Genomic DNA, 21,021 nt, shown 5'->3' on the forward strand with positions numbered 1-21,021 from the left:
CCGGAGAACCCCGGTGATCACCTCACTAGGATGCGTTGCCATGCGCTCCGTGATCTTAGGCGGCACTGCCGCCGTTCTCCTTCTGGCCTCCGCCACTCCCGCGCTGGCCGTCGCCCCCGACAAGCCCCTGACCTCGGCCCAGCTGAGTGAGGCCCTCATCACACCCGAGGACCTGGGCGACGCGTACGCCCCCAACCCGAAGCACATCCGCGAGGCGTTGGACGCCGATTCGGCCCACACGAAAAAGTGCGTACAGGCGATGAGGGCGCTGAAGCCCCTCCTCAGAAGCCCGGCGGCCGTCTACATCGACAAGGAGGGCCTGCCGTCGGGCGTCAAGCAGTTCGCCATCAGCGGCACCTCGGCCAAGATGGCCGCCTGGCAGGCAGTGGGCAAGGTCATGGTCCGGGACTGCGTCGGCACCAAGACGAAGACCAAGCGCGCCAAGTCGGCCATCACCAAGCTCTCGGTCGGTACGGTCGGGAACTGGGTGTACGGGATCAGGTACAAGGAGACGATGGCGACGAGGAACGCCGAGCTTCAGGTGGCGGATGTCGTGCTCATCAGAGTCAAGAACGCCGTCACGCTGCTGGTGAGCGACGGGTTCTTCGGGGCGTTCGAGCCCGCTCTGAGCAAGCGGGCGGCGAGGCTGGCGGTGCCGAAGCTTCGGGATGCCCAGAACGAGTGACGCGCGTGCGCACACGATGCCTTACGACGCAGATGAAGGCGATCTCGCGTATGTGGTCGACCTTTATTGGCCGGTACGGTCCGTGGCGCAAGGGTCCAGCCGTATGTCCTGTCCGACAGTGGGAAGATCTCCTTCGCCTACGCTGTCGGCACCACCGCAGCGAAGGTCAGTTGCTGGACGCGTGGGTATTACTTCCCTGACAAGCAATACCCGCGTTTCGTCGATGTACTGGTCGCCGCGTTCTTCAGCCCCAAGGCGCCTTGATTCGCTCATGGCGAGGTCCGGCCGGCAAAGGACAATCCTGTCTGCCGGACTTCACGAAGGAGGCCACTAGTGAGATCGTCAGCTGCTCCCGCGCAGAGGCGCGGCCGGGCGGTCGCTGGGCTGATGCTGGTAGCCGTGCTTGTCGCGGCCGCCTGCCAGATTGGGCCGGACGCGAAGTTCAGCGTCGTCAACGAAACCAAGGAGAAAGTGGTGGTGACGTGGAACGAGCGCGTCTACGCCACGTTGCCGCCTGGCCGTTCGAGGGGCAACTCATTGCCAGCGGACTACTGCGGCACCACGCCCCCGCACGTAGACCGGCTCGCCGCCACCTCCAGCAGCGGCAAGCGGTACCACTACAACGGCCGGGTCTGCGCCGGCAACATCTGGCACGTGACCTCTCCCAATGATTAGACCTTTACCGCTGCACGCCTCGTCTGGCGCGGGAGAGTTCGGCCGCAGTCGCCATTTCGAGCGCTTTCACTGAATCAAACATAGGCGGCACTCATTCGGCCGCTGCGGCAGGGGGCTCGGTCACGAATGTCCCCTTGCCGTGAACGGCGCGGACCATGCCCCGTTCGGTGAGGTTCTGAATCGCACGCCGGACGGTCATCCGGGCGACTCCCCATGCGTTCGAGAGGTCGAGTTCCGACGGCAATCGAGATCCAATAGGGCGCTCTCCCTGTTGGATCTGCCCGGCGATGTGGTCGGCAATGATCATGTAGACCAGGTCCGGACCGTTCGGGTCGGTCTTCGGGAGCTTCGCGCCGAGATCATCGGTTCGCGTGTCGTCGTCATCGCGTGCCACGTCGTCAACCATAAAGGTGACTTGACATCCTAAAACACCTAGGTACATCCGGAGAGGTCTACATACGTCTATGCTTCGGCCCATGGCTCTGGAGGAGGACAATCCCACGTTGCTTCCCGAAATCCCCGACTTTGACGTGTGGCAGGCCGGCAAGATTTTGCGCGGCCGTCATCGTCCGAGCGGCCGGCTGATCGAAGCGGATACCTCGCGACGTCTCGTGCTACTCGCGTCCGCCGTTCGCATTGGCGCTGATCCCCGACGAGTGATTCCGTGATCTCCGAGATCATGGTGATGCTCTTCATCCACGTATGCCATGCGTGTGGCGCGATGTTCTCCTGTACGTTCCCCTGCCCCCGGTGCGGAGCGTCACATGCGCGTCGATCTTGAGTGGGTCCCGTACGACTCACGTGGGACACGAAGCCGGGTGAAGGCGTTTGTCGTACGCGGAAACGTTGAATACGAGCTGTGTGTCGAAGGTGGTCAGTACGTGATCCGGCGGACTGCACGAAAGGGTGGCCGTGTGGTCGTGACCGAGCCGCGCGCGGTGGTGAAAGGGTCGCGGCTGCTGTGTGGTCGTCGATCATCTTCGAGTGACCAATCGCTCTGACCGCGCCGTTCGTTGGTCGTCGGACATGGGCGTCTCGAAGTGTTGGGGTAATGGCGCCGAACCAGCTCACTTCAGCAGCGCGGTCCGCTCGGACTTCCCCGGATAGACCATGATGAGGAACTCCTGCCGGGCATCCCCCTCCCTCTTCAGCGCGGCCTTCGCGCCGCGCATGTGCACCCGGACCCGGTAGTGCCCCGGGCCGTTGACCGCCAGGTTCTCCAGGCCGTCCCCGTTGTCCCCGGTGAAGGTGAGGTCGCCGTTGCCGCTGTGGTATCCCACCTCCACCACCTTCTCCCAGCCCTTCAGCTCGACGGGGGGCCGCTTGCGATAGGCCTCCCCGGTGACGCACACGTGCATGGCCTCGTCTGCCGTGAGGATGGTGAGCTGTCCGAGCGCGGTTCCCACCAGCCCGTTGATGAAGGCATTGTCGAGTGCGGGGAAGTCGTCGCCCGGGTCGTCCTCGTACGCGCTGAGGCTGCCGGCATCCACCCACAGCGTGGCTCGGTCGGTCCGGGACGCGCGGATCGACGGCCGGTGTCCCGGCATCTTGGCGCAACGCGCACGGGCCTTCTCCTTGAAGGCCACATCGGCGTCATGTTGCTGCTCGGCCTGCTGGTCCTGGCGCTGCTCGACTTCCGGGCACAAGTACGCGAGAGCCTTGACGGTCTCATAATTCCGCAGGAACGTCCCCAGCGGCCCCTCCTCGGCCCGCCGATTCGGTGCGCCGTCGCGCAGGACCGCCTCGCACAACCGCCGGCCGATCGCGACCACTCGATCATCGGGCCCACCGGCGAACTGCCCAGGCAGCTCACCGTCCTGCCTGACAAGGCAGATGAAGGCGAGCTCGCGCTGCCCGGCGGACGGCCGCACCGGGACGTAGCGGGCGGTTTGCCACGGTTCGCAGGCCGAGGAGTTCGCCGCTGTGATCTTCCCGGTCGGTGCGTCCATGCGCGGCACGGTGATCAGCAGGAGGACGACGGCGAGCGTGGCGGCGACGCGGACGTCCGGACTCCGGTACGGCCGTCGAACGCGGCGTACGCGTACCGCCACGATGATCAGAACGGCGGTGACGACCTCGTAGAGCTGCCAGGCCAACATGCCGGGCTCGTACATCTGAGCCCAGGTTCGCGCGCATCCGTCACCGGCGACCGCGTCGAATCCGGCCATAACGAAGGCCAGCGCCCCCAACGACCCCAAGGGGAGCGCTGTGGCCCAGCCTACCGCGCGGCCCCACCGCCGGTAGCCCTTGCGCACCAGCAGCGCCCACACTCCGAAGCCCACCGCCATCACCGCGGGTTGTGGCACGAGGCGCAAGGGGGACAGCAGGAAGTCGGCCGACAGGTACAGGTCGAAGCCAGAACAACCGCCCACGATGATGTCGTACTCGGTCGTGGTCGAAGAGAACAGCAAGCTCGCGTACGGGATGCTCACCAGCGCGAGCGCGACGCTCCACAGCGTCAGCGACATCCGCCACCGCACCGGGAGGACTCCGCGCGGGCCGATCCCCTGGCGGTGGCCGACCAGGAGCAGCAGTATCGCGGCCGCGGCGAAGGCGGCGCCGATCAGCAGCAGCACGTTGTCGTCGAAGGGCAGGAGGGCGGCGATGCCGGTGCGGTGGCCGGCGGCGACGGCGGGAGTTTCGCCCATGGCGACCCGGACTCGCATCTCCTCCTCGCTCGGCCGGCTGAGTCCGGTGAGCGGTGGCGTGACGGCGGCTGCGGCGAGCAGAATCAGGAGCGCCGCGCTCAGCCGGAGAACCCATCGCCGCATACCTATCGCTCCCGTTGTTCGTGGGGAACGGGGTCCCGGCGTGAAGATCCCCTAATAGTCGACATCGAGCAGGGCGATCGCTTCCAGTACGTCGGTCACCTCGTGGTCCGCCCCCGGGGATAAGCCCGGGGACAGGCCGCGGTCGATCCAGATCGTGTGCAGGCCCGCGCCGCGCCCGCCCGCCACGTCCTTCTCCACGTCGTCCCCGATCATCCAGTCCCCGTCCGCGAGCGTGGTGTCGCACCGGCGGGCGGCGATCTCGAACAGCTCGCGGTCCGGCTTGCTGAAGCCCTCGGCGTCGGAGATGGCCCAGCCGTCCACCCGGTCCACCAAGCCGCTGTGGTGGATCTTGCCGGACTGGTTGTCGGCCATGCCGTTGGTCACGATGCCGACCCGCCAGCCGGACATGCGCAGGCGATCGAGGGACTCGAGTACGGCGGGGCGGCAGGTGACGAGGTGCGGCAGGCGGTCACGGTAGCCCTGCCACAGCGACTCGGCCGACTCGGCGAGCCCGAACCGCTCGCGGATGTGGGTGAAGAACGTGCTCATCGGGATGGAACCGTCGGCGTCCAGCTCGATCATCCACGCCACATCCTGCGCGCCCAGTCCCCTGTCGGCGGCGAACTCGGCGGCCCAGCGCTTGAAGGCGTCGAGGCGGTCGATCAGGGTGTTGTCGAGGTCGAAGAGTGCCAGCACGCCTCAGGACCATACAGGTGTTCGATGACGGGCGGCGGCCTTCCGCGCAACAGGTGATCAACGGTTGTGCGCCCGGTCGTCACTCACCGGCCACTTTGCCGCTCTAACGTACGCGGCATGCTGACGCGCAGATTATTCGCGAGCGCTCTGGCCGTTCTGACCGGTGGTACGGTCGCGGTCGTGCTGCTCCAGCCTCACACCGCCACGGCCGAGCGCCGCGCCCAGGCCCCCGTCGTCATCGGGCACCGGGGCGCCAGCGCCCACCGACCCGAGCACACGCTGCTGTCGTACGAGGCGGCCATCGCGATGGGCGCCGACTACATCGAGCCCGACCTGGTCTCCACCAAGGACCACATCCTGGTGGCCAGGCACGAGAACGACATCACCGGCACCACCGACGTGGCCGCGCACCCGGAGTTCGCCGACCGGCGCGCCACCAAGACGGTCGACGGGCGGCCGATCACCGGGTGGTTCACCGAGGACTTCACGCTGGCCGAGCTGAAGACGCTACGGGCCAAGGAACGCGTGCCCGACCTGCGGCCCGACAACACGGCCTTCGACGGCGTGGCGGAGATCCCGACGTTCGAGGAGGTCGTGCGGCTCGCGCAGCGTCACGGCGTGGGCGTCTACCCTGAGACCAAGCATCCGACGTACTTCGACTCCATCGGCCTGTCGCTGGAGGAGCCGCTGCTGGAGACGCTCAACAGCAACCATATGCGCAAGGTGTACATCCAGTCGTTCGAGACCGCGAACCTGCGAGAGCTGCGCAAGAAGACCAGGCTGCCGCTGATCCAGCTGATCACGTTCGGTGGGGCGCCGTACGACTGGGTCGCCGCCGGTGATCAGCGTACTTATGACGACATGGTGAAGCCGGAAGGGCTGCGCGAGGTGGCCTCGTACGCGAACGGGATCGGTGTGGACACCCGCCGCGTCGTGTCCGTGGGAGCGGACGGCAAGTTGACGGAGCCCACCACGCTCGTCCAGGACGCCCACCGCAGGCGGCTGGACGTGCATGTCTGGACCGTCCGCAACGAGAACTCCCAGCTCCCTCTTGACTATCGGCTGGGCAACCCGGCCAGCCCCGCCTTCCCGCGCGCCACCGGCGACGTGATGGGCTGGCTGAACAGGCTGCTCGACCTGGGCGTGGACGGCGCGTTCTGCGACGACCCGGCCATGGGCCGGGCCGTGGTGGCGCAGCGGACAACTTAGCCCGGAACGGCTGATCGACGTTGGCGGGCCGTGACGTCGGTCGGTGGACCCGCTCGTTAGAGTGGGCGGATCTTCAGGATCGCCGTGCTCGCCGTCGCCCTCGTGGCGACGGCGGGTGACCTCGTCTGGGGGCTCAGCCACGCCGCGACGCCGCCCCTCGCCCAGTTACCCCTGCTCGCCGTGGGTCTCGCGGGCGGCTGGTCGTTCGTCGTCTCGGGCCTCGTCGTCAGGGCGAGGCGGCCCGTGGGGGGTACGGGTGGGCTGATGGCCGGGGTGGGGCTCTGCCTGCTGCTCTCGGGCGTGAACTATCTTCAGGAACGCTGGGCCCTGCTGACCGGGAACGTGATCGGGTGGCTGGCCCTGACACTGCTCGCGCACGTCGTGCTGGTCATGCCCGAGGGCAGGGCCGTCGGGCGCAGGCAGCGGGCCATGGTCCTGGTCCTGTACCTCGGCATGGCGCAGGCGCTGGCGGTCTGGCTGCGGTTCGGCCGATTCGGCGACGGCAGTTGCACCTGCCTGCCGCTGCTGCCCGGCGGCGAGGGCGTCTCGCGGCCGCTGATCGCGGCCGTGGCCGTCTTCCTGTGGCTCTTCGGGCTGGGGATGACGGCGATGCTCGGCTGGCGCTGGCTGGTCCGGCTGCCCGCGCCGCGCCGCCACACGTTTGCTCCGGTCGCGCTGGCGGGCGGGCTGATGCTGCTCACCACCTGGACCCGGCAGGCCGTCTACATCTGGCCGGACGCCACCAACTCCACTCTCCAGGCGGTCCTGCACGGGGTGCAACTGCTCGCGCTGGCGACCTGGCCGCTGGGGGTGCTCGCGGGACTCATGCGCGCCCGGCTCGACCAGGCGGCCGTGGCGCGGCTGGCGACCGGGCTCGACCTGTCGCCCGGCGCGCTGGAGAAGACGCTAGCGAGCGTGCTGCGCGACCCGACGCTACGCCTCGGCTACTGGACAGGTGATGGGTACGTCGGCACGGCGGGCGATCCGCTGACCGTCCCGGGAACGCGGTCCGCCGCGTACCTGGAGGTCGGTGGGGAACCGGCTGCCGTGCTCCTCTACGACCCGGCGCTGGACCTCGACCCGGAGCCGGTACGGTCGGTGGCGGCCATCACCCGGCTGATCGTGGAGAACGAGCGCATGCGGGCCGAGCTGGCCGCCCAGCTCGCGGAGGTGCGGGCGTCCAGGGCTCGCATCGTGGCCGCCGGCGACGCCGAACGCAGCCGCATCGAACGCAACCTGCACGACGGAGCCCAGCAGCGGCTCGCGGGCCTCGCAGTGCTGCTCGGGCACGTCCGGCTGCGCAACGCCGACGCTGAGGTGGCGGAGCTGCTCGACGAGGCGGTGACGGGGGTACGGGCGGCGCTGGCCGAGCTGCGTGAGCTGGCGGGCGGCATCCATCCGGCCATCCTGAGCCAGTCGGGGCTGGCCGCCGCGCTGCACTCGCTCGCGGAGCGGTCGCCAGTCCCCGCCGTGGTGGAGGAGGCGCCGGAGGGACGGCTGCCGCCCGACGCCGAACAGGCCGCCTACTTCGTCGCCGCCGAAGCGCTCGCCAACGTGGCCAAGCACGCGGACGCGTCCAAGGCGTCGATCAGGGCCGCCGTGCGTGACGGCGTCCTGCTGCTGGAGGTGACGGACGACGGGACGGGCGGCGCGCGGGCAGAGACGGGTACGGGCCTGCGCGGCCTCGCCGACCGGGTGGCCGCGCTCGACGGCTTGCTGCAGGTGCACAGCCCACCGGGCCAGGGCACCCGCGTGATGGCCGAGATCCCGCTCGCCGGTCAGGAGCGTTAAGTGTCAGGAGCGTTAGGTGTCAGGAGCGCAGATAGGTCAGGACGGCCAGGACGCGGCGGTGGTCGTCCTCAGTCGCGGTCAGGCCCAGCCGGACGAAGATGTTGTGCACGTGCGTCTCCACCGTCTTGGGGCTCAGGTGCAGGCAGCGGCTGATCGCCTGGTTGGAACGGCCTTCGGCCATCAGCCCGAGCACCTCCCGCTCCCGGCCGCTGAGCCGCGCGACCGGGCCGTCGCCGCGTCGCCTGCCGACGAGCCGCTGGACGACGTCCGGATCGATCACCGTGGCCCCGTCGCGTACCCGCTTGAGCGCGTCGGTCAGCTCAGTGACGTCGGCGACCCGGTCCTTGAGCAGGTAGCCCACTCCCCGGGCGTCCTCGCCCAGCAGGCCGACCACGTGCCGCGTCTCGATGTGGTTCGACAGCACCAGGACGCCGACCCCCGGATGCTCCCTGCGGATGAGGTGCGCCGCCTCCAGCCCTTCGGCGTTGAACCCGGGCGGCATCCGTACGTCCACGATGACCACGTCGGGCGGGTCCGCCCGGACCGAGGTCAGCAGGCTCGCGGCGTCGCCGACCTCCGCGCAGACCGTGACACCGCAGTCTCCGAGCAGCCTGGCCAGCCCTCGCCTGAACAACACGCTGTCCTCAGCCAGCACGACGCGCATAGTGAGGGATAGCCTAGCTTTCCGGGTTAACCCTGAGCGGATTGGGGGACTGCCCGGTGGGCAGCCCGGCCCGGTGTTGCCAGCCTTTCAGCGTGAAAGACTTCGACTCCACGGCGGCCATCAGGCTGATAGAGGTGACCCGGCGATTCGGCCGGGGCAAGAGCGCCGTGGCCGCGCTGCGCGGCGTTTCCGTCGGTCTGAGGGCCGGCTCGTTCAACGCGATCATGGGACCGTCGGGATCGGGCAAGAGCACCCTGCTGCAGTGCGCGGCGGGCCTCGACCGGCCGACCTCCGGCCGCGTGCTGCTGGGCGAGACCGACCTGGCCACGATGAACGAGTCTCAGCTGACCAGGCTGCGCCGGGACCGGATCGGCTTCGTGTTCCAGTCCTTCAACCTCATCCCCGCGCTGACGGCGCGGCAGAACATCACGCTGCCGCTGCGCCTGGCGGGTCGACGCGCCGATGAGGAGTGGCTGGCCGACCTGGTCAAGCGCACCGGGCTGAGCCATCGGATCGGTCACCGGCCGACGGAGATGTCGGGCGGCCAGCAGCAGCGGGTGGCCATCGCCCGCGCGCTGATCACCCGGCCGGCCGTGCTCTTCGGGGACGAGCCGACGGGCGCGCTGGACATCGCCACGGGCCGGGAGATCCTCACGCTGCTCAGGGAAGTGGTCGACGCGCTCGGCCAGACCCTGGTGATGGTGACCCACGACCCCGTCGCCGCCTCGTACGCCGACCAGGTGCTCTTCCTGGCTGACGGCTCGATCGTCGACAGCATGGACCGGCCCACCGCCGACCAGGTCGCCTCGCGGCTGACGCGTCTGGGCGGGTGACGGCATGCTGCGCCTCACGTTGAGCACCATCCGTACCCGCAAGATCGGGTTCGCCGGGTCCGTCGCCTCCGTGCTGGTCGCGGTGGCGTTGATCTCGGCCTGTTTCATGATGATCCAGTCGGGGCTGAGCGCGACGCCCGAGGTGGACCGGTTCGGGGCTACGGCCGCCGTCGTGCGCGCCGATACGGACCTGCACGTCGGCTCGGGCGACGACGAGGAGGCCATACCGCTGGAACAACCGCCTCGTCTTTCGGCGGCGCGGCTGGCGGAGCTGCGCGTCGTGCCCGGCGTCGCGGCCGTGGTCGCCGACACGCCGTTCTACGCGCAGGCGGTGGACCGGCACGGCGCTTCCCTGGCCGGGCCGGGGGACGGGCCGTCGTGGGGGCACGGCTGGCCGGTCGCGCGGCTCACCCCGTTCGTGCTGGCCGCCGGGCGAGGGCCGGAGGCGGACGACGAGGTCGTGCTCGACGCCGACCTGGCGCGGCGCGCCTCTGTCCGCCCAGGGGATGAGGTACGGGTCGTCACCGTGGCAGGCACCCAGCGCTTCCGGGTCAGCGGCGTCGCGCGGCTGGCCACGGGCCGTGCCGGGCTGCCGACGCAGTCATCGCTCTTCTTCACCGAGCGGGCCGCCGCCCGGCTGTCCGGCGCGACCGGCGCGACCGGCGCGGACGGCGCGGACCGCGCGAAGGGCGCGGACGGTGCGGCGGACTTTGCCGGAGTGCTTGCCCGCCCCGGGACCTCGGGCGCCGAGCTGGCGGACCGTCTGCGTCAGACCCTCCGGGATCCCCGTCTGCGGGTGCTGACCGGGGACGAGCGGGCTCGGGCGGGGACGCCGGAGACGGCGGAGAAGCTGGAGTACTCGACGCAGCTGTTCGGGCCCATGGCCGGGATCGGCGGTTTCCTCGCCGTCTTCGTCATCGGCGGCACCTTCGGCCTGTCGATCCTGCAACGCCGCCGCGAGATCGCGCTGCTGCGGGCCATCGGCACCACGCCGGGACAGATCAGGCGCATGATCGCCGGGGAGGCGGTCGTGGTGGCGCTGGTGGCCGCCCTGCCGGGCTACGCGCTGGGCGTCCCGCTGGCGCATCTGCTCCGCGCCGTGCTGGTCGGGCAGGGTCTCGCGCCGCCGGAGTTCGTCGTGGTGACGGGCCCGCTGCCGCTGGTCGCCGGCGGCGGCGCCGGGCTGCTGTTGACGCTGCTGTCGGCTCTCACCGCGGTACGCCAGGCGGCCCGGGTCCGCCCGGCCGAGGCGCTCCAGGAGGCCGCCGGGCCGCGGCGGGTGATGAGCGTGCCGCGCCTGCTGTTCGCGCTGGTCATGCTGGCCGGCGGGGCGGCTGTCCTGGCGCTCAGCCAGCATCTCGGCGGTGAGGTCGGCGTCGCCTTCCTGGCTCTGGTGGTCATCCTGTTCATCGGCGCGGCCGGGCTGCTGTCCCCGGTCCTGACGCGGGTGCTGGAGCGACCGGCCGGCGCGGTCGTCGGGGCCGTCACGCGGACGACCGGCTGGCTGGCGCACGCCAACTCCGCGGCCGCCGTCCGCCGGGTGTCGTCGGCCGCGGCGGCGATCATGATCAGCGTGGCCATGGCCGGGTACGCGCTGCTGGTGACCGCCGTGCTGAACGACACCTCGGCGGCCCAGGGCCGGGAACGGGTCGTCGCGGACCGCGTCCTGGTGCCACGCAACGGCCCGGGGCTGCCTCCCGGCGTCGCCGACGCGGCCCGGCGGTTGCCCGGCGCCGAGACGGTCTCCGCCGTGCGCGCGACCTCGTTCGTGTCGTACGTCCTCGGCACGCCCGACGTGGTGCCCGCGCAGCTGGTGGACCCCGCCACCATCGGCAAGGTGCTCGACCTGCGTGTCCTGGAAGGCTCGTTCGCCGCCGTCAAGGAGGCGGGGACCGTCGCGGTCAGCCGTACCCACGCCGGTGAGCACGACTGGCACGTCGGATCCCGCTTCCACGGGTGGCTGGCCGACGGCAGCCCCGTCGACCTGCGCGTGGGCGCCGTCTTCGACCGGGGGCTCGGCTTCGCCGACGTCGTCTTCCCACGCACCGAAGCACGCACCGAAGCACGCACCGAAGCACGCACCGAAGCACGGGCCGGGGCACAGGCCGGGGCACAGGCCGGGGCACAGGCCGGGGCACGTACCGGGCTCGACAGCGCCGTCCTGGTCCGCGCCCGTCCAGGGCACGCCGACGAGCTGGACCGGGCGCTGGCCGCCTTCGAGCGGGAGCAGCCCGCCGTACGGGCGCTGGACCGGGAGGAGTACGGCGGGGCGGCCGAGACGTCGATCGAGCGGAACATCACCGGGACCTACCTGGTGCTCGCCGTGCTGGTGTCGTTCACGGCGGTGTCGCTGGTGAACACGCTGGTCATGGGCACCGCGGCCAGGACCAGGGAGTTCGCGCTGCTGCGGGCGGTCGGGGCGAGCCGCAGGCAGATCGTCCGCATGATCGGCTGGGAGACGGGGATCGTGCTGGCGATCGGGGTGGTCGTGGGGACAGTGATCGCCTGCGTCGCCCTGGCCGGGGCCAACGGGGCGCTGTCGGGCAGCATGATGCTGACCGGGTTGCCGATGCCGCTCTACCCGCTGGTGCTGGCGGGTGTCGCCGTCATGGGGCTGGCGAGCGGCCTGCTGGCGGCGGGAATGGCGCTGCTCTCCCGCCCGATGGACGCCCTGGGCGGCGCCCGCGAGTGACGGCGCGGCGTACACGCGGCACCCGGCCGTGACGGCGTTACGCCGTCACGGCCGGTCGGGCTCCGAGGCGGCTACCGGAGCTCGCGCTTGAGGATCTTGCCCGTGGCGGTCATCGGCAGCGCGTCACGGAACTCCACGACGCGCGGGTACTTGTAGGCCGCCATGTTCTCCTTGGCCCAGGCGATCAGCTCGTCCTCGGTCGCGGTCGAGCCGGGCGTACGGATGATGTACGCCTTGATCTCCTCACCGAGCGACTCGTGCGATACGCCCACGACGGCGGCCAGCGAGACGGCCTCGTGGGTCATCAGGACCTCTTCGAGCTCGCGCGGGTAGACGTTGAACCCGCCGCGGATGATCATGTCCTTGGACCGGTCGACGATCGAGTAGTAGCCGTCGGTGTCGCGGGTGGCGATGTCGCCGCTGCGGAACCAGCCGTCGCGCATCACCTCGTCCGTGGCCTCCGGACGGCCGTAGTAGCCCTTCATGATGTTGTGGCCGCGGATCGCGATCTCGCCCGGCCCCTCGCCCTCGACCGTCTTCCAGTCGCTGTCGATGAGCTTCATCTCCACGCCCCAGATCGGGGTGCCGACCGTGCCCGGCTTGGCGGGGTGGTCCGGCTGGTTGAAGCTGGCCACCGGCGAGGTCTCCGACAGGCCGTACCCCTCGAGGATGGCGACGCCGAACGTTTTCTCGAAGTCCTTCAGCACCTCGAGCGGAGAGGCGGAGCCGCCCGCCACGGCGGTCTTCAGGCTCGCGGGCGGCGCGACGCCGTCCGCGTGGACCTTCGACAGCATCGCCCAGTACATGGTCGGCACGCCGGCGAAGAACGTGACGCCCTCCTTGGCCATGAGCGCCAGCGCGTCGCCCGGTTCGAAGCGCGGCATCAGCACGATCGCGGCCCGCCGCAGGAACCCCTGGTTCATCACGACCGTCTGCCCGAACGAGTGGAACAGCGGCAGCACCGCCATCATCACGTCGCCGCCCTCGGCGCTGGGGAACATCCGGTCGCAGACGATGGCGTTCATCAGCATGTTCTGGTGGCTGAGCTCGGCGCCCTTGGGCTGGCCCGTGGTGCCGGAGGTGTAGAGGATCACCGCCGTGTCCTCGGCCGCCGTCTGCACGGTCTCGAACACGCCGGACATGCCGTCGAGCGCCGCCCAGATCGACTCGCCGTACACGGACTCGGTCGCCAGCGGCGTGGCGGGCAGCACGAAGAAGTGCTCGCACCCCTCGGACGCCTCGAAGCCGGCCTTGCCGCGCTCGCCCAGCGGCAGCTCGGGCGTGCCCTCGAAGCAGAACAGCGCCTTGGCGTCGCTGTCGTCAAGGTGGTAGGCGATCTCCCGCGACTGCAGCAGCACGTTGAGCGGCACCACCGTCGCCCCGGCCTTGAGGATGCCGTAGTAGACGAACGGGAAGTACGGCAGGTTGGGGCAGGCCAGCGCGACCTTGTCACCCTTGCCGATGCCGCGCGAGACCAGCAGGTTGGCCACCTGAGCGGCCACAGTGTCGATCATTGAGTACGGCAGGCGCATGTCCCCGAAGACGATGGCCGTGCCGTCCGGCGTGGCCCTGGCACTGTCCTCCAGGACGATCGACAGGTTGAGCATGAGCGCCTTCCTCCCTGTGTACGGCTTGCGCGCCATCATGGCAGCAAGACATACCGACCGGTAGGGGCAAACACCGCACCCTGCGGTGGTCCGCTGAACGCGGCCCACCGTAGGGGCAAACACCGCACCCTAGGCTCACCTCAAAGGGCGGTTACAGACGCGTATGGACGCGGTACATCGCCTGGGAGTAAGCAAGTACCAGATTACTTACGCCTGGGAGGGGCCATGGAGTACGACTACGTGATCGTCGGGGCCGGGTCGGCGGGATGTGTGCTGGCCAACAGGCTGTCGGCCGATCCCGGGGTGTCCGTGGCCCTGATCGAGGCGGGCGGCAAGGACGACAAGCTGGAGATCCGCATGCCCGCGGGCTTCGCCAAGCTGTTCAAGACCGACTACGACTGGAACTACACCACCGCCAAGCAGGGCGAGATGTCCGGCCGCGAGCTCTACTGGCCCAGGGGCAGGGTGCTCGGCGGCTCGTCCTCACTCAACGCGCAGATGTGGGTACGCGGCTGCGAGCGCGACTACGACCAGTGGGGGATCCCGGGCTGGACCTACGACGACGTGCTGCCGTACTTCATCAAGGCCGAGCACCGCGTCGGCAGCAACAACGGCGGCGTCTACGGCTCGTCCGGCCCGCTGTTCATCTCCGAGCTGCGCAGTCCCAACGTCACCACCGCGGCCTTCCTCAAAGCCTGCGACGAGCTCGGATTACAGCGGCTGGCCGAGCTCAACGGCCGCTCCAACGAGGGCTACAGCGCCACGCCCGTCACCCAGAACCGGGGCAGGAGGTGGAGCTCCGCCGACGCGTACCTGCGCCCGGTGCTGAAACGACCCAACCTGACGGTGATCACCGGTGCGACCGTGGACCGGGTGCTGTTCGAGGGCACGCGGGCCGTCGGCGTCGAGCACGACGGCGGCGCGCAGGTCAGGGCCAGGCGGGAGGTCATCCTGTCGGCGGGGGCGATCGGCTCCCCATACCTGCTCATGCGCTCGGGGGTCGGCGCGGCCGACGAACTGCGCGACGAGAACATCACGGTCGTGCGGGACCTGCCCGAGGTCGGCAAGAATCTGCAGGATCATCTGTCGACCGGTGTGTACGTGCAGTCCAAGCAGCCGGTCACGCTGACCAAGGCGGAGTCGATCGGCAACCTCCTGCGCTACATCGTGCTGCGCTCCGGCATGCTCACCACGAACGTGGGTGAGGCGGTGGCGTTCATCAGGACCTCGCCGGAGGAGCCCGCCCCCGACATCGAGCTGATCTTCGCGCCCGGCCCGTTCATCGACCACGGCCTCACGCCGCCGACCGGCCACGGGCTGACCGTCGGCGTGGTGCTGCTGCAGCCGGAGAGCCGCGGCCGGGTCGGGCTGAGCGGCCGCGAGGTGGTGATCGACCCCGGCTACCTGACCCGGGAGGCCGACGTCAAGCGGCTGGTCGCCGGGCTGAAGACGGCCAAGCAGGTCTTCGCCACCACCGCGATGAAGGAGTACGCGGGCGGCCCGATGGCCCCCTACCAGGGGCCGGAGAGCGACGCCGAGCTCACCCAGTGGGTACGCGAGCGCGGCGAGACCCTCTACCACCCGGTCGGCACCTGCCGCATGGGCACCGACGCCGAGTCGGTCGTCGACCCGGAGCTCAAGGTACGCGGTCTCGACGGGCTCAGGGTCGTGGACGTGTCGATCATGCCGACCCTCAACCGTGGACACACGCACGCCCCAGCCATCATGATCGGCGAGAAGGGAGCCGAGCTCATCACCAAGCGCCCTTGACGTAAGTGACTACTTGCAGAAGGCTTGGTGTTCATGACGCTCTCCAGTGACCTGGACATCTCGCAACTGGTGTTCTGGGGGCTGCCCCAGGCCGAGCGCATGGCCGTCTTCCGCCGGTTGCGCCAGCTGGACGAGCCGGTGTTCCTGACGGAGCAGGCCGTGCCGTTCATCAAGGGCGGTCCCGGCTACTACGCCCTGGTGCGCCACGCGGACGTGACCGAGGCCAGCAGGAACGCGGCCGTCTTCAGCAGTGAGCCGTGTTCCAACAGCGTGCCCGACATGCCGCGCTGGCTGGCCGTGTACTTCGGGTCGATGATCAACATGGACGACCCGCGGCACGCCCGGCTGCGCCGGATCGTGTCCAGGGCGTTCACGCCGCGCATCCTGTCCAAGATGGAAGAGGACCTGGCCACGGCCGCCGCCGAGATCGTGGACCGGGCGATCGAGGAGGGGCCGGGCGACTTCGTGGCGCAGATCGCTGCCCGGCTCCCGGTCCGCGTCATCTGCGACATGATGGGCATTCCGGCGACATTTCATGACATGGTGCTTCGGCGGACCAACGTGATCCTCGGCAACGCCGACCCCGAGTACACCGGCATCGACCCCGAGTTCAGCCGCGTCAACGTGGCCCGCGGCCTGGCCAAGCTGCTGCACGCCGGCTTCTCCCTGAACCGGCTCGCCGCCCGCCTGGGCGACGAGCGGCGCAAGAATCCCACGGGCGACCTGGTCAGCCTGCTGGTCAACGGCGAGGAACGGCTCACCTCCCAGGAACTGGGCTCGTTCTTCATCCTGCTCGTGGTGGCCGGCAGCGAGACCACCCGCAACGCGATCGCGTACGGGCTCAAGCTCTTCACCGACCACCCCGAGCAGCGGCGGTTGCTCCTGGACGATTTCGACGGCCGCGTCACCAAGGCGTGCGACGAGATCGTGCGCTACGCCACGCCGGTGATCCAGTTCCGCCGCACGCTCACGCGCGACCATGAGATGAACGGCATGCGCTACAAGAAGGGGGACAAGGTCCTGCTCTTCTACAACTCGGCCAACCGTGACGAGACGGTGTTCAAGGACCCCGACACGTTCGACATCACCCGCGATCCGAACCCGCACGTCGGCTTCGGCGGTCCCGGCCCGCACTTCTGCCTGGGCGCCCACCTGGCGCGCAGGGAGATGACCGTGATGTTCCGCGAGCTGTTCACCCGTCTGCCGGGCATCAGGTCAGAGGGGGAGCCCGACTTCCTGCTGTCCAACTTCATCAACGGGATCAAGCACCTGAAGTACACCTTCTGAGGGCCTCGGCCAGGCCCTCCTCGCCGCGCCAGGCCACGAACCCGTCAGGCCGTACGAGGAGTGTCCCGTACGGCCAGCCGTCCACGACGTGCACCGGAACGTCGGCCGCCAGGCCGGGATCGGCCGTGAGCACGCACCACCGCGATCCGATGAGATCCAGCGTGGACACCCCGTCGGCCACCCACATGTGCGGCAGGCGGGATCCCGGCGACCCGTCGAGGTCGAGGGCGACGTCCTCGGTGGAGGGGAGCTCCGCGCCGCCGTACCGGTAGCCCATGTGCACCACCGGCGCGTTGATCGCCCCCGCCGCCTTGCGCGCCTCCGCCATGTCCTGCCCCCAGTGCAGGGACGGATCGTTGAACCGCAGGAGCGCCTGTCGCATCGTCATGAGGGCCACCGGATGGCGCTCCGCGTGATAGGTCTCCAGCAGTTCGGGCCCGGCCTCACCGCGCAGCGTGTGCGCGAGCTTCCACGCCAGATTGTGCGCGTCGGCGATGCCGGTGTTCAGCCCGAACGCGCCCAGCGGAGGGATGGCGTGCGCCGCGTCGCCCACCAGGAAGACCCGCCCGACGCGGAGGCGATCGGCCACCTGGCCGCGCCCCCGGAACGTCAGCACGCTGCGGATCTCCACCTCGATCGACGGGTCGCCGAGCGCGGTGCGGATGAGCTCCGGAGTCGGTTCCGTGTCGATGCGGGTGAGGAAGACCCACTCGCGTTCGCCGTCGACGGTCACCAGCAGCCCGGTCGCGTCCGGATGCTCGATGTCGCACATGGCGAACGGCGTGCTCGGGCGCAGATCAGCGCGGAACAGGACGCTCGTCGTCTCCTCGCCGATCGCACCGGGACCGGTGAGGCCGACGCCGAGGATCTGCCGAACCCGGCTGCGCACACCGTCGGCCGCCACCAGGTAGCGCGCCCGCACGACACGCCCGTCGGACAGGGTCGCCGTGACGCCGTCGGAGTCCTGCTCGAACGACTCGAGCGCCACGCCGAACTCCACGTCGCCCGCCTTGGTGATCAGCACGCGGTCGAACCGGTTCTGTGCGCAGATGCCGCGGATCCGGGCCGGCGTGTAGGTGAACTCGGCCTCGCCTCTCGCCTTCCACGCCTCGCCTTCGGTGAAGTCGGCCTCGGCGAGCGTGTGCCCCCTGATCTTCCCCGCCCGCAGGTCGACCGCGGCCTCGTTGACCGCTTCTTCGAGGCCGACCTCGCGCAGGATCTCCACCGACCGCAGCCCGATGCCGTTGGCCCTGGGGTGGTGCGACAGCTCTGGCTTCTCCTCGACGACGAGGGGCTTGACGCCGTGGTGGCGCAACAGCACCGCGAGCATCAGCCCGACGGATCCGCCGCCGGCGATCAAAACATCTGTGGAAACAGTGTGCCCATTCATGGGAACACCGTACCCACAACTGTAGACTCCTGTCCATGCCGCTTATCTGGGAGCGCGAGCCATACCAGCCGAAAAGGCAGGCCCTGAGCGTGGAGCGCATCGTGGACGCGTCCGTCGCCATCGCCGACGCTGAAGGGCTCGACGCGCTGTCGATGCGCCGCGTCGCCGCCGAGCTGTCGACCGGTACGACCTCGCTCTACCGCTACGTCGACAGCCGCGACGACCTGCTCGACCTCATGGCCGACGCGGTGCAGAACCAGCACGTGCCGCTGACGGGAGACTGGCGCGCCGACCTTGAGGCGTACGCCCACCACGAGCGCGAGCTGTGGCTGCGGCACCCCTGGCTCGCCCCGCTGCTGGCGACCCGGCCATCGCTCGGCCCCAACTGGCTGCGCGGCCTGGAGCACGCCCTCACCGCGGCCGCCCCGCTGACCTCCGACATCGCCGACGCGGGTTCGGCCGTCGGGCTGATCAGGGACTACGTGCGCGGCGCGGTCATGCGCGAGCTCGCCGAAAAGGAGACCCAGCGGCGCACCGGACAGACCGAGGACGAGTGGCGCGCCGACGTCGCCCCCTACATGCGCAAGGTCATCGAGAGCGGTGCGTTTCCCCGGGTCTCGCGTATGACCGAATCCGCTGACCTGAGCCCGGCCGAACAGTTCTCCTACGGCTTGCGCCGCATCCTCACCGGGATCGCGGCCGCTCAGCGGACGGCGAAGTGATCACGACCCGGATCGGTTCGAGTTCGGGCTGGGCTGCCCGCTGTGGGGGTCGAGGAGGGCGGCTGATTCCGGAGTGCTACTCCAGCGGAGAGCCGACTGCTAGGTTTCGCAGTCATGGAGATCAGAACCGTCCACGCCAACGGGGTGGAGTTCGCGTATCTGGCCGTAGGGGAGGGGCCGCTGGCCCTGTGCCTGCACGGCTTCCCTGACACGGCCCACACCTGGCGTCACCTGCTCCCGGCGCTGGCCGAGCGTGGCTACCGCGCGGTCGCGCCGTTCCTGCGCGGCTACGCGCCGACCGAGATCCCCGCCGACGGCGCCTACGAGGCCGGCGCGCTCGTCGCCGACGTACGGGCGCTGCACGAGGAGCTCGGCGGCGACTCCGCCGCGGTGCTCATCGGTCACGACTGGGGCGCGTTCCCCGTCTACGCGACCGCCGACCGCTTCCGCAGATCCGTGGCCATGGCCGTGCCGCCGGCGGCCGCCCTGGCGACCGGGTTCCTGGACTACGAGCAGCTCAAGCGCTCGTTCTACGTCTTCCTCTTCCAGACCGCCCTGGCCGAGACGGCCGCCGCCGCACCCGGCTTCCTTGAGGGCATCTGGCGCGACTGGTCGCCCGGCTACGACGCCGAGCAGGACCTGGAGTTCGTCCGGCAGAGCATCGGCGCACCGGCGAACCTGGCGGCGGCCATCGGCTACTACCGGGCGATGCTCGGCACCACCCCGCCCACCGGCCGCTACCCGGCACCGGAGCCCGCCACCACCGGGCCGATCCTCTACCTGCACGGGACCCAGGACGGCTGCCTCTCGGCCGACCTGGTCAAGGACGCGCTGAGCCACCTGCCGGCCGGGTCGCGGACCGAGCAGGTGACCGGCGCGGGTCACTTCCTCCACCTCGAAAAGCCGGCGGAGGTCAACCGGCTCATCCTCGACTGGCTGACCTCCTGAGGACCGCCACGACCGGATGGCGGCCTGACAGGGTGAGATGAATCACCCTGTCCACCCCGAATCCGGGCGGCCGCCACGCCTCCGGAACGAGCGCCACCACGGTGCCACCCACGGCCAGGACGCGGTGGATCTCGCGCCACAGGCGGCCGGGGTCGCGGCGGAGGCGTCCGCTCGGGGCGACCTGACGGTCCCAGGGTGGATTCACCAGAACCCGGTCCACGCTGCCGTCCGGCAGGGGAATCCGCCCCGCGTCGGCCACCCCCCAGGCGATGGAGTCGGCCGCGGCGCGGGTGGCGTTGGCGGCGGCGACGTGGACGGCGCGTGGGTCGTGGTCGAAGCCGATCAGGCGCGCGTGCGGCGCGAGCGCGCGGGCCTCGATGAGCGTGGTGCCGGCGCCACAACAGGGGTCGAGCACCGTGCCGGCGCGGTCGAGCCGCGCCAGCCCGGCCATGGCGGCGGCCACCGGCGGGTGCAGCGTGCCCGGGATCGACTCCATCTTGTACGGCCTGCGGTGCAGCGGCCTGGCGGGCACCCGCAGGGCGATGACCGCCTGCCCGTCCTCCACCGTGACCCGCCACGCCGTCGAGCCCTCGGGCGGCACCCGGCCGTCGCGGCGCGAGTGGTACGGCAGGCCCAGCGGCCGGGCGAGCTCGGCACCGACGGCGTCCTCGATGTCGAACCGGCTGTAGTTCCGCCGCCCGACGAACGACGCCGACACCTCAACTCCACCGCCTCGCCCGCCGTACGGTGGGCCGCCCTCCAGCACGCCGTACGGTAGAGCGTCCCGCGTCCCACCGTCCCGCAACTCGTGCGGGCGGTCGGTGGCTTGGCCGGTGATCTGGTGGGCGAGTTTCGTCAGGCTTTCGGCGTCGAGCTCGCGAGCCGCCCGCGACAGGCGCCCCAGCGCTTCCCTGCCGCGCCCGATCCCCTCCACGACGGCCGCCACCAGCAGCACATCGTCGGCCGTCCGCAACCCCAGCAGCTCCGGCCCGGGATCGGCCGTCTCGAACCACACCTCACGGTGGCGCACCCCGCGCACCACCCCAAGCCCGGCACGTCGGATCTCCGCGGCCACCAGGGGCTCGATGCCACGCACCGCCCTGGCCACGGCAAGCGTATGCACGTGTCCTTCTTCTCCCACGTCGCGACCCGGGACGGCGGTCGGCCGTCCCGCATCACCGGCGGTGGGTCATCCACGGCCCGCCGGCGGGTCGCTAGCGCAGGAAGAAGAAGAACTTCATGCGCCCACGCTATAGATCATCCGCCTCCGGAGGCCACCGA

Annotated in this window: 18 protein-coding genes; 11 read left to right on the forward strand and 7 right to left on the reverse strand. The window is 70.1% G+C overall.

What is annotated here, in order from left to right:
• The first annotated feature begins 40 nt into the window (after positions 1–40).
• Both ACIBO2_RS36140 and ACIBO2_RS36145 read left to right on the forward strand, forming a co-directional pair.
• Complete coding sequence (locus ACIBO2_RS36140; RefSeq protein ID WP_358557209.1) at positions 41–685, forward strand: hypothetical protein; 645 nt, start codon at positions 41–43, stop codon at positions 683–685.
• A gap of 333 nt (positions 686–1,018) precedes the next feature.
• Positions 1,019–1,360: a hypothetical protein gene (locus ACIBO2_RS36145; RefSeq protein ID WP_358557211.1), complete on the forward strand. Its 342-nt coding sequence runs from the start codon at positions 1,019–1,021 to the stop codon at positions 1,358–1,360.
• Between the two features lie 91 nt (positions 1,361–1,451).
• Here ACIBO2_RS36145 and ACIBO2_RS36150 read toward each other — a convergent pair whose 3' ends face one another.
• Positions 1,452–1,754: a GntR family transcriptional regulator gene (locus ACIBO2_RS36150; protein WP_358557213.1), complete on the reverse strand. Its 303-nt coding sequence runs from the start codon at positions 1,752–1,754 to the stop codon at positions 1,452–1,454.
• Between the two features lie 82 nt (positions 1,755–1,836).
• On the opposite strand from ACIBO2_RS36150, the gene ACIBO2_RS36155 reads away from it, so the two are divergent.
• Positions 1,837–2,028 (forward strand): hypothetical protein, encoded by a 192-nt coding sequence (locus ACIBO2_RS36155; RefSeq protein WP_358557215.1) that lies wholly within the window; start codon positions 1,837–1,839, stop codon positions 2,026–2,028.
• Between the two features lie 399 nt (positions 2,029–2,427).
• On the opposite strand, the gene ACIBO2_RS36160 is transcribed toward ACIBO2_RS36155, so the two are convergent.
• Together ACIBO2_RS36160 and ACIBO2_RS36165 are read right to left on the reverse strand one after the other, a co-directional pair.
• Positions 2,428–4,131 (reverse strand): hypothetical protein, encoded by a 1,704-nt coding sequence (locus tag ACIBO2_RS36160; protein ID WP_397302822.1) that lies wholly within the window; start codon positions 4,129–4,131, stop codon positions 2,428–2,430.
• 51 nt (positions 4,132–4,182) lie between these two features.
• Positions 4,183–4,827, reverse strand: a complete 645-nt coding sequence (locus ACIBO2_RS36165) for an HAD family hydrolase (protein WP_358557221.1) — start codon at positions 4,825–4,827, stop codon at positions 4,183–4,185.
• A gap of 117 nt (positions 4,828–4,944) precedes the next feature.
• On the opposite strand from ACIBO2_RS36165, the gene ACIBO2_RS36170 reads away from it, so the two are divergent.
• Both ACIBO2_RS36170 and ACIBO2_RS36175 read left to right on the forward strand, forming a co-directional pair.
• Positions 4,945–6,036, forward strand: coding sequence for a glycerophosphodiester phosphodiesterase (locus ACIBO2_RS36170; RefSeq protein ID WP_397302826.1), 1,092 nt, complete (start codon positions 4,945–4,947; stop codon positions 6,034–6,036).
• Between the two features lie 84 nt (positions 6,037–6,120).
• Entirely contained in the window at positions 6,121–7,827 is a 1,707-nt protein-coding gene (locus ACIBO2_RS36175; protein ID WP_358557226.1) for a sensor histidine kinase, read from the forward strand.
• A 19-nt stretch (positions 7,828–7,846) separates the two neighbouring features.
• Here ACIBO2_RS36175 and ACIBO2_RS36180 read toward each other — a convergent pair whose 3' ends face one another.
• Positions 7,847–8,491: a response regulator gene (locus ACIBO2_RS36180; protein ID WP_397302829.1), complete on the reverse strand. Its 645-nt coding sequence runs from the start codon at positions 8,489–8,491 to the stop codon at positions 7,847–7,849.
• A 92-nt stretch (positions 8,492–8,583) separates the two neighbouring features.
• On the opposite strand from ACIBO2_RS36180, the gene ACIBO2_RS36185 reads away from it, so the two are divergent.
• The gene (locus tag ACIBO2_RS36185; protein ID WP_358557232.1) at positions 8,584–9,324 is read left to right on the forward strand and encodes an ABC transporter ATP-binding protein; all 741 of its coding nucleotides are present in this window, start codon (positions 8,584–8,586) and stop codon (positions 9,322–9,324) included.
• Positions 9,325–9,328: 4 nt separating this feature from the next.
• A complete protein-coding gene (locus tag ACIBO2_RS36190) occupies positions 9,329–12,016 on the forward strand; it encodes an FtsX-like permease family protein (RefSeq protein WP_397302832.1) in 2,688 nt (895 codons plus the stop codon).
• A 71-nt stretch (positions 12,017–12,087) separates the two neighbouring features.
• On the opposite strand, the gene ACIBO2_RS36195 is transcribed toward ACIBO2_RS36190, so the two are convergent.
• Positions 12,088–13,623 (reverse strand): long-chain fatty acid--CoA ligase, encoded by a 1,536-nt coding sequence (locus ACIBO2_RS36195; RefSeq protein ID WP_358545306.1) that lies wholly within the window; start codon positions 13,621–13,623, stop codon positions 12,088–12,090.
• A gap of 225 nt (positions 13,624–13,848) precedes the next feature.
• Here ACIBO2_RS36195 and ACIBO2_RS36200 point away from each other — a divergent pair, with 225 nt between their 5' ends.
• Entirely contained in the window at positions 13,849–15,393 is a 1,545-nt protein-coding gene (locus ACIBO2_RS36200; protein WP_358544885.1) for a GMC family oxidoreductase N-terminal domain-containing protein, read from the forward strand.
• Between the two features lie 33 nt (positions 15,394–15,426).
• Positions 15,427–16,680: a cytochrome P450 gene (locus ACIBO2_RS36205; RefSeq protein WP_358544886.1), complete on the forward strand. Its 1,254-nt coding sequence runs from the start codon at positions 15,427–15,429 to the stop codon at positions 16,678–16,680.
• Here the strand turns inward: ACIBO2_RS36205 and ACIBO2_RS36210 are convergent.
• On the reverse strand, positions 16,655–18,070 hold the full coding sequence (locus ACIBO2_RS36210) for an FAD-dependent monooxygenase (RefSeq protein ID WP_358544888.1): 1,416 nt from the start codon (positions 18,068–18,070) through the stop codon (positions 16,655–16,657). The two genes, ACIBO2_RS36205 and ACIBO2_RS36210, sit on opposite strands and share 26 nt — an antisense overlap.
• Before the next feature lie 35 nt (positions 18,071–18,105).
• Between ACIBO2_RS36210 and ACIBO2_RS36215 the strand changes: the two genes are divergently transcribed.
• Both ACIBO2_RS36215 and ACIBO2_RS36220 read left to right on the forward strand, forming a co-directional pair.
• Positions 18,106–18,792 carry a TetR/AcrR family transcriptional regulator gene (locus tag ACIBO2_RS36215; protein ID WP_397302837.1) on the forward strand — a complete coding sequence of 229 codons (687 nt, stop codon included), beginning with the start codon at positions 18,106–18,108 and terminating at the stop codon, positions 18,790–18,792.
• A 114-nt stretch (positions 18,793–18,906) separates the two neighbouring features.
• Entirely contained in the window at positions 18,907–19,740 is an 834-nt protein-coding gene (locus tag ACIBO2_RS36220) for an alpha/beta hydrolase (RefSeq protein ID WP_358544890.1), read from the forward strand.
• Here the strand turns inward: ACIBO2_RS36220 and ACIBO2_RS36225 are convergent.
• A complete protein-coding gene (locus ACIBO2_RS36225; protein WP_397302841.1) occupies positions 19,715–20,863 on the reverse strand; it encodes a TRM11 family SAM-dependent methyltransferase in 1,149 nt (382 codons plus the stop codon). The two genes, ACIBO2_RS36220 and ACIBO2_RS36225, sit on opposite strands and share 26 nt — an antisense overlap.
• Positions 20,864–21,021 lie beyond the last annotated feature (158 nt).

It is taken from the genome of Nonomuraea sp. NPDC050022 (genome assembly GCF_044460705.1).
GTDB lineage: Bacteria > Actinomycetota > Actinomycetes > Streptosporangiales > Streptosporangiaceae > Nonomuraea.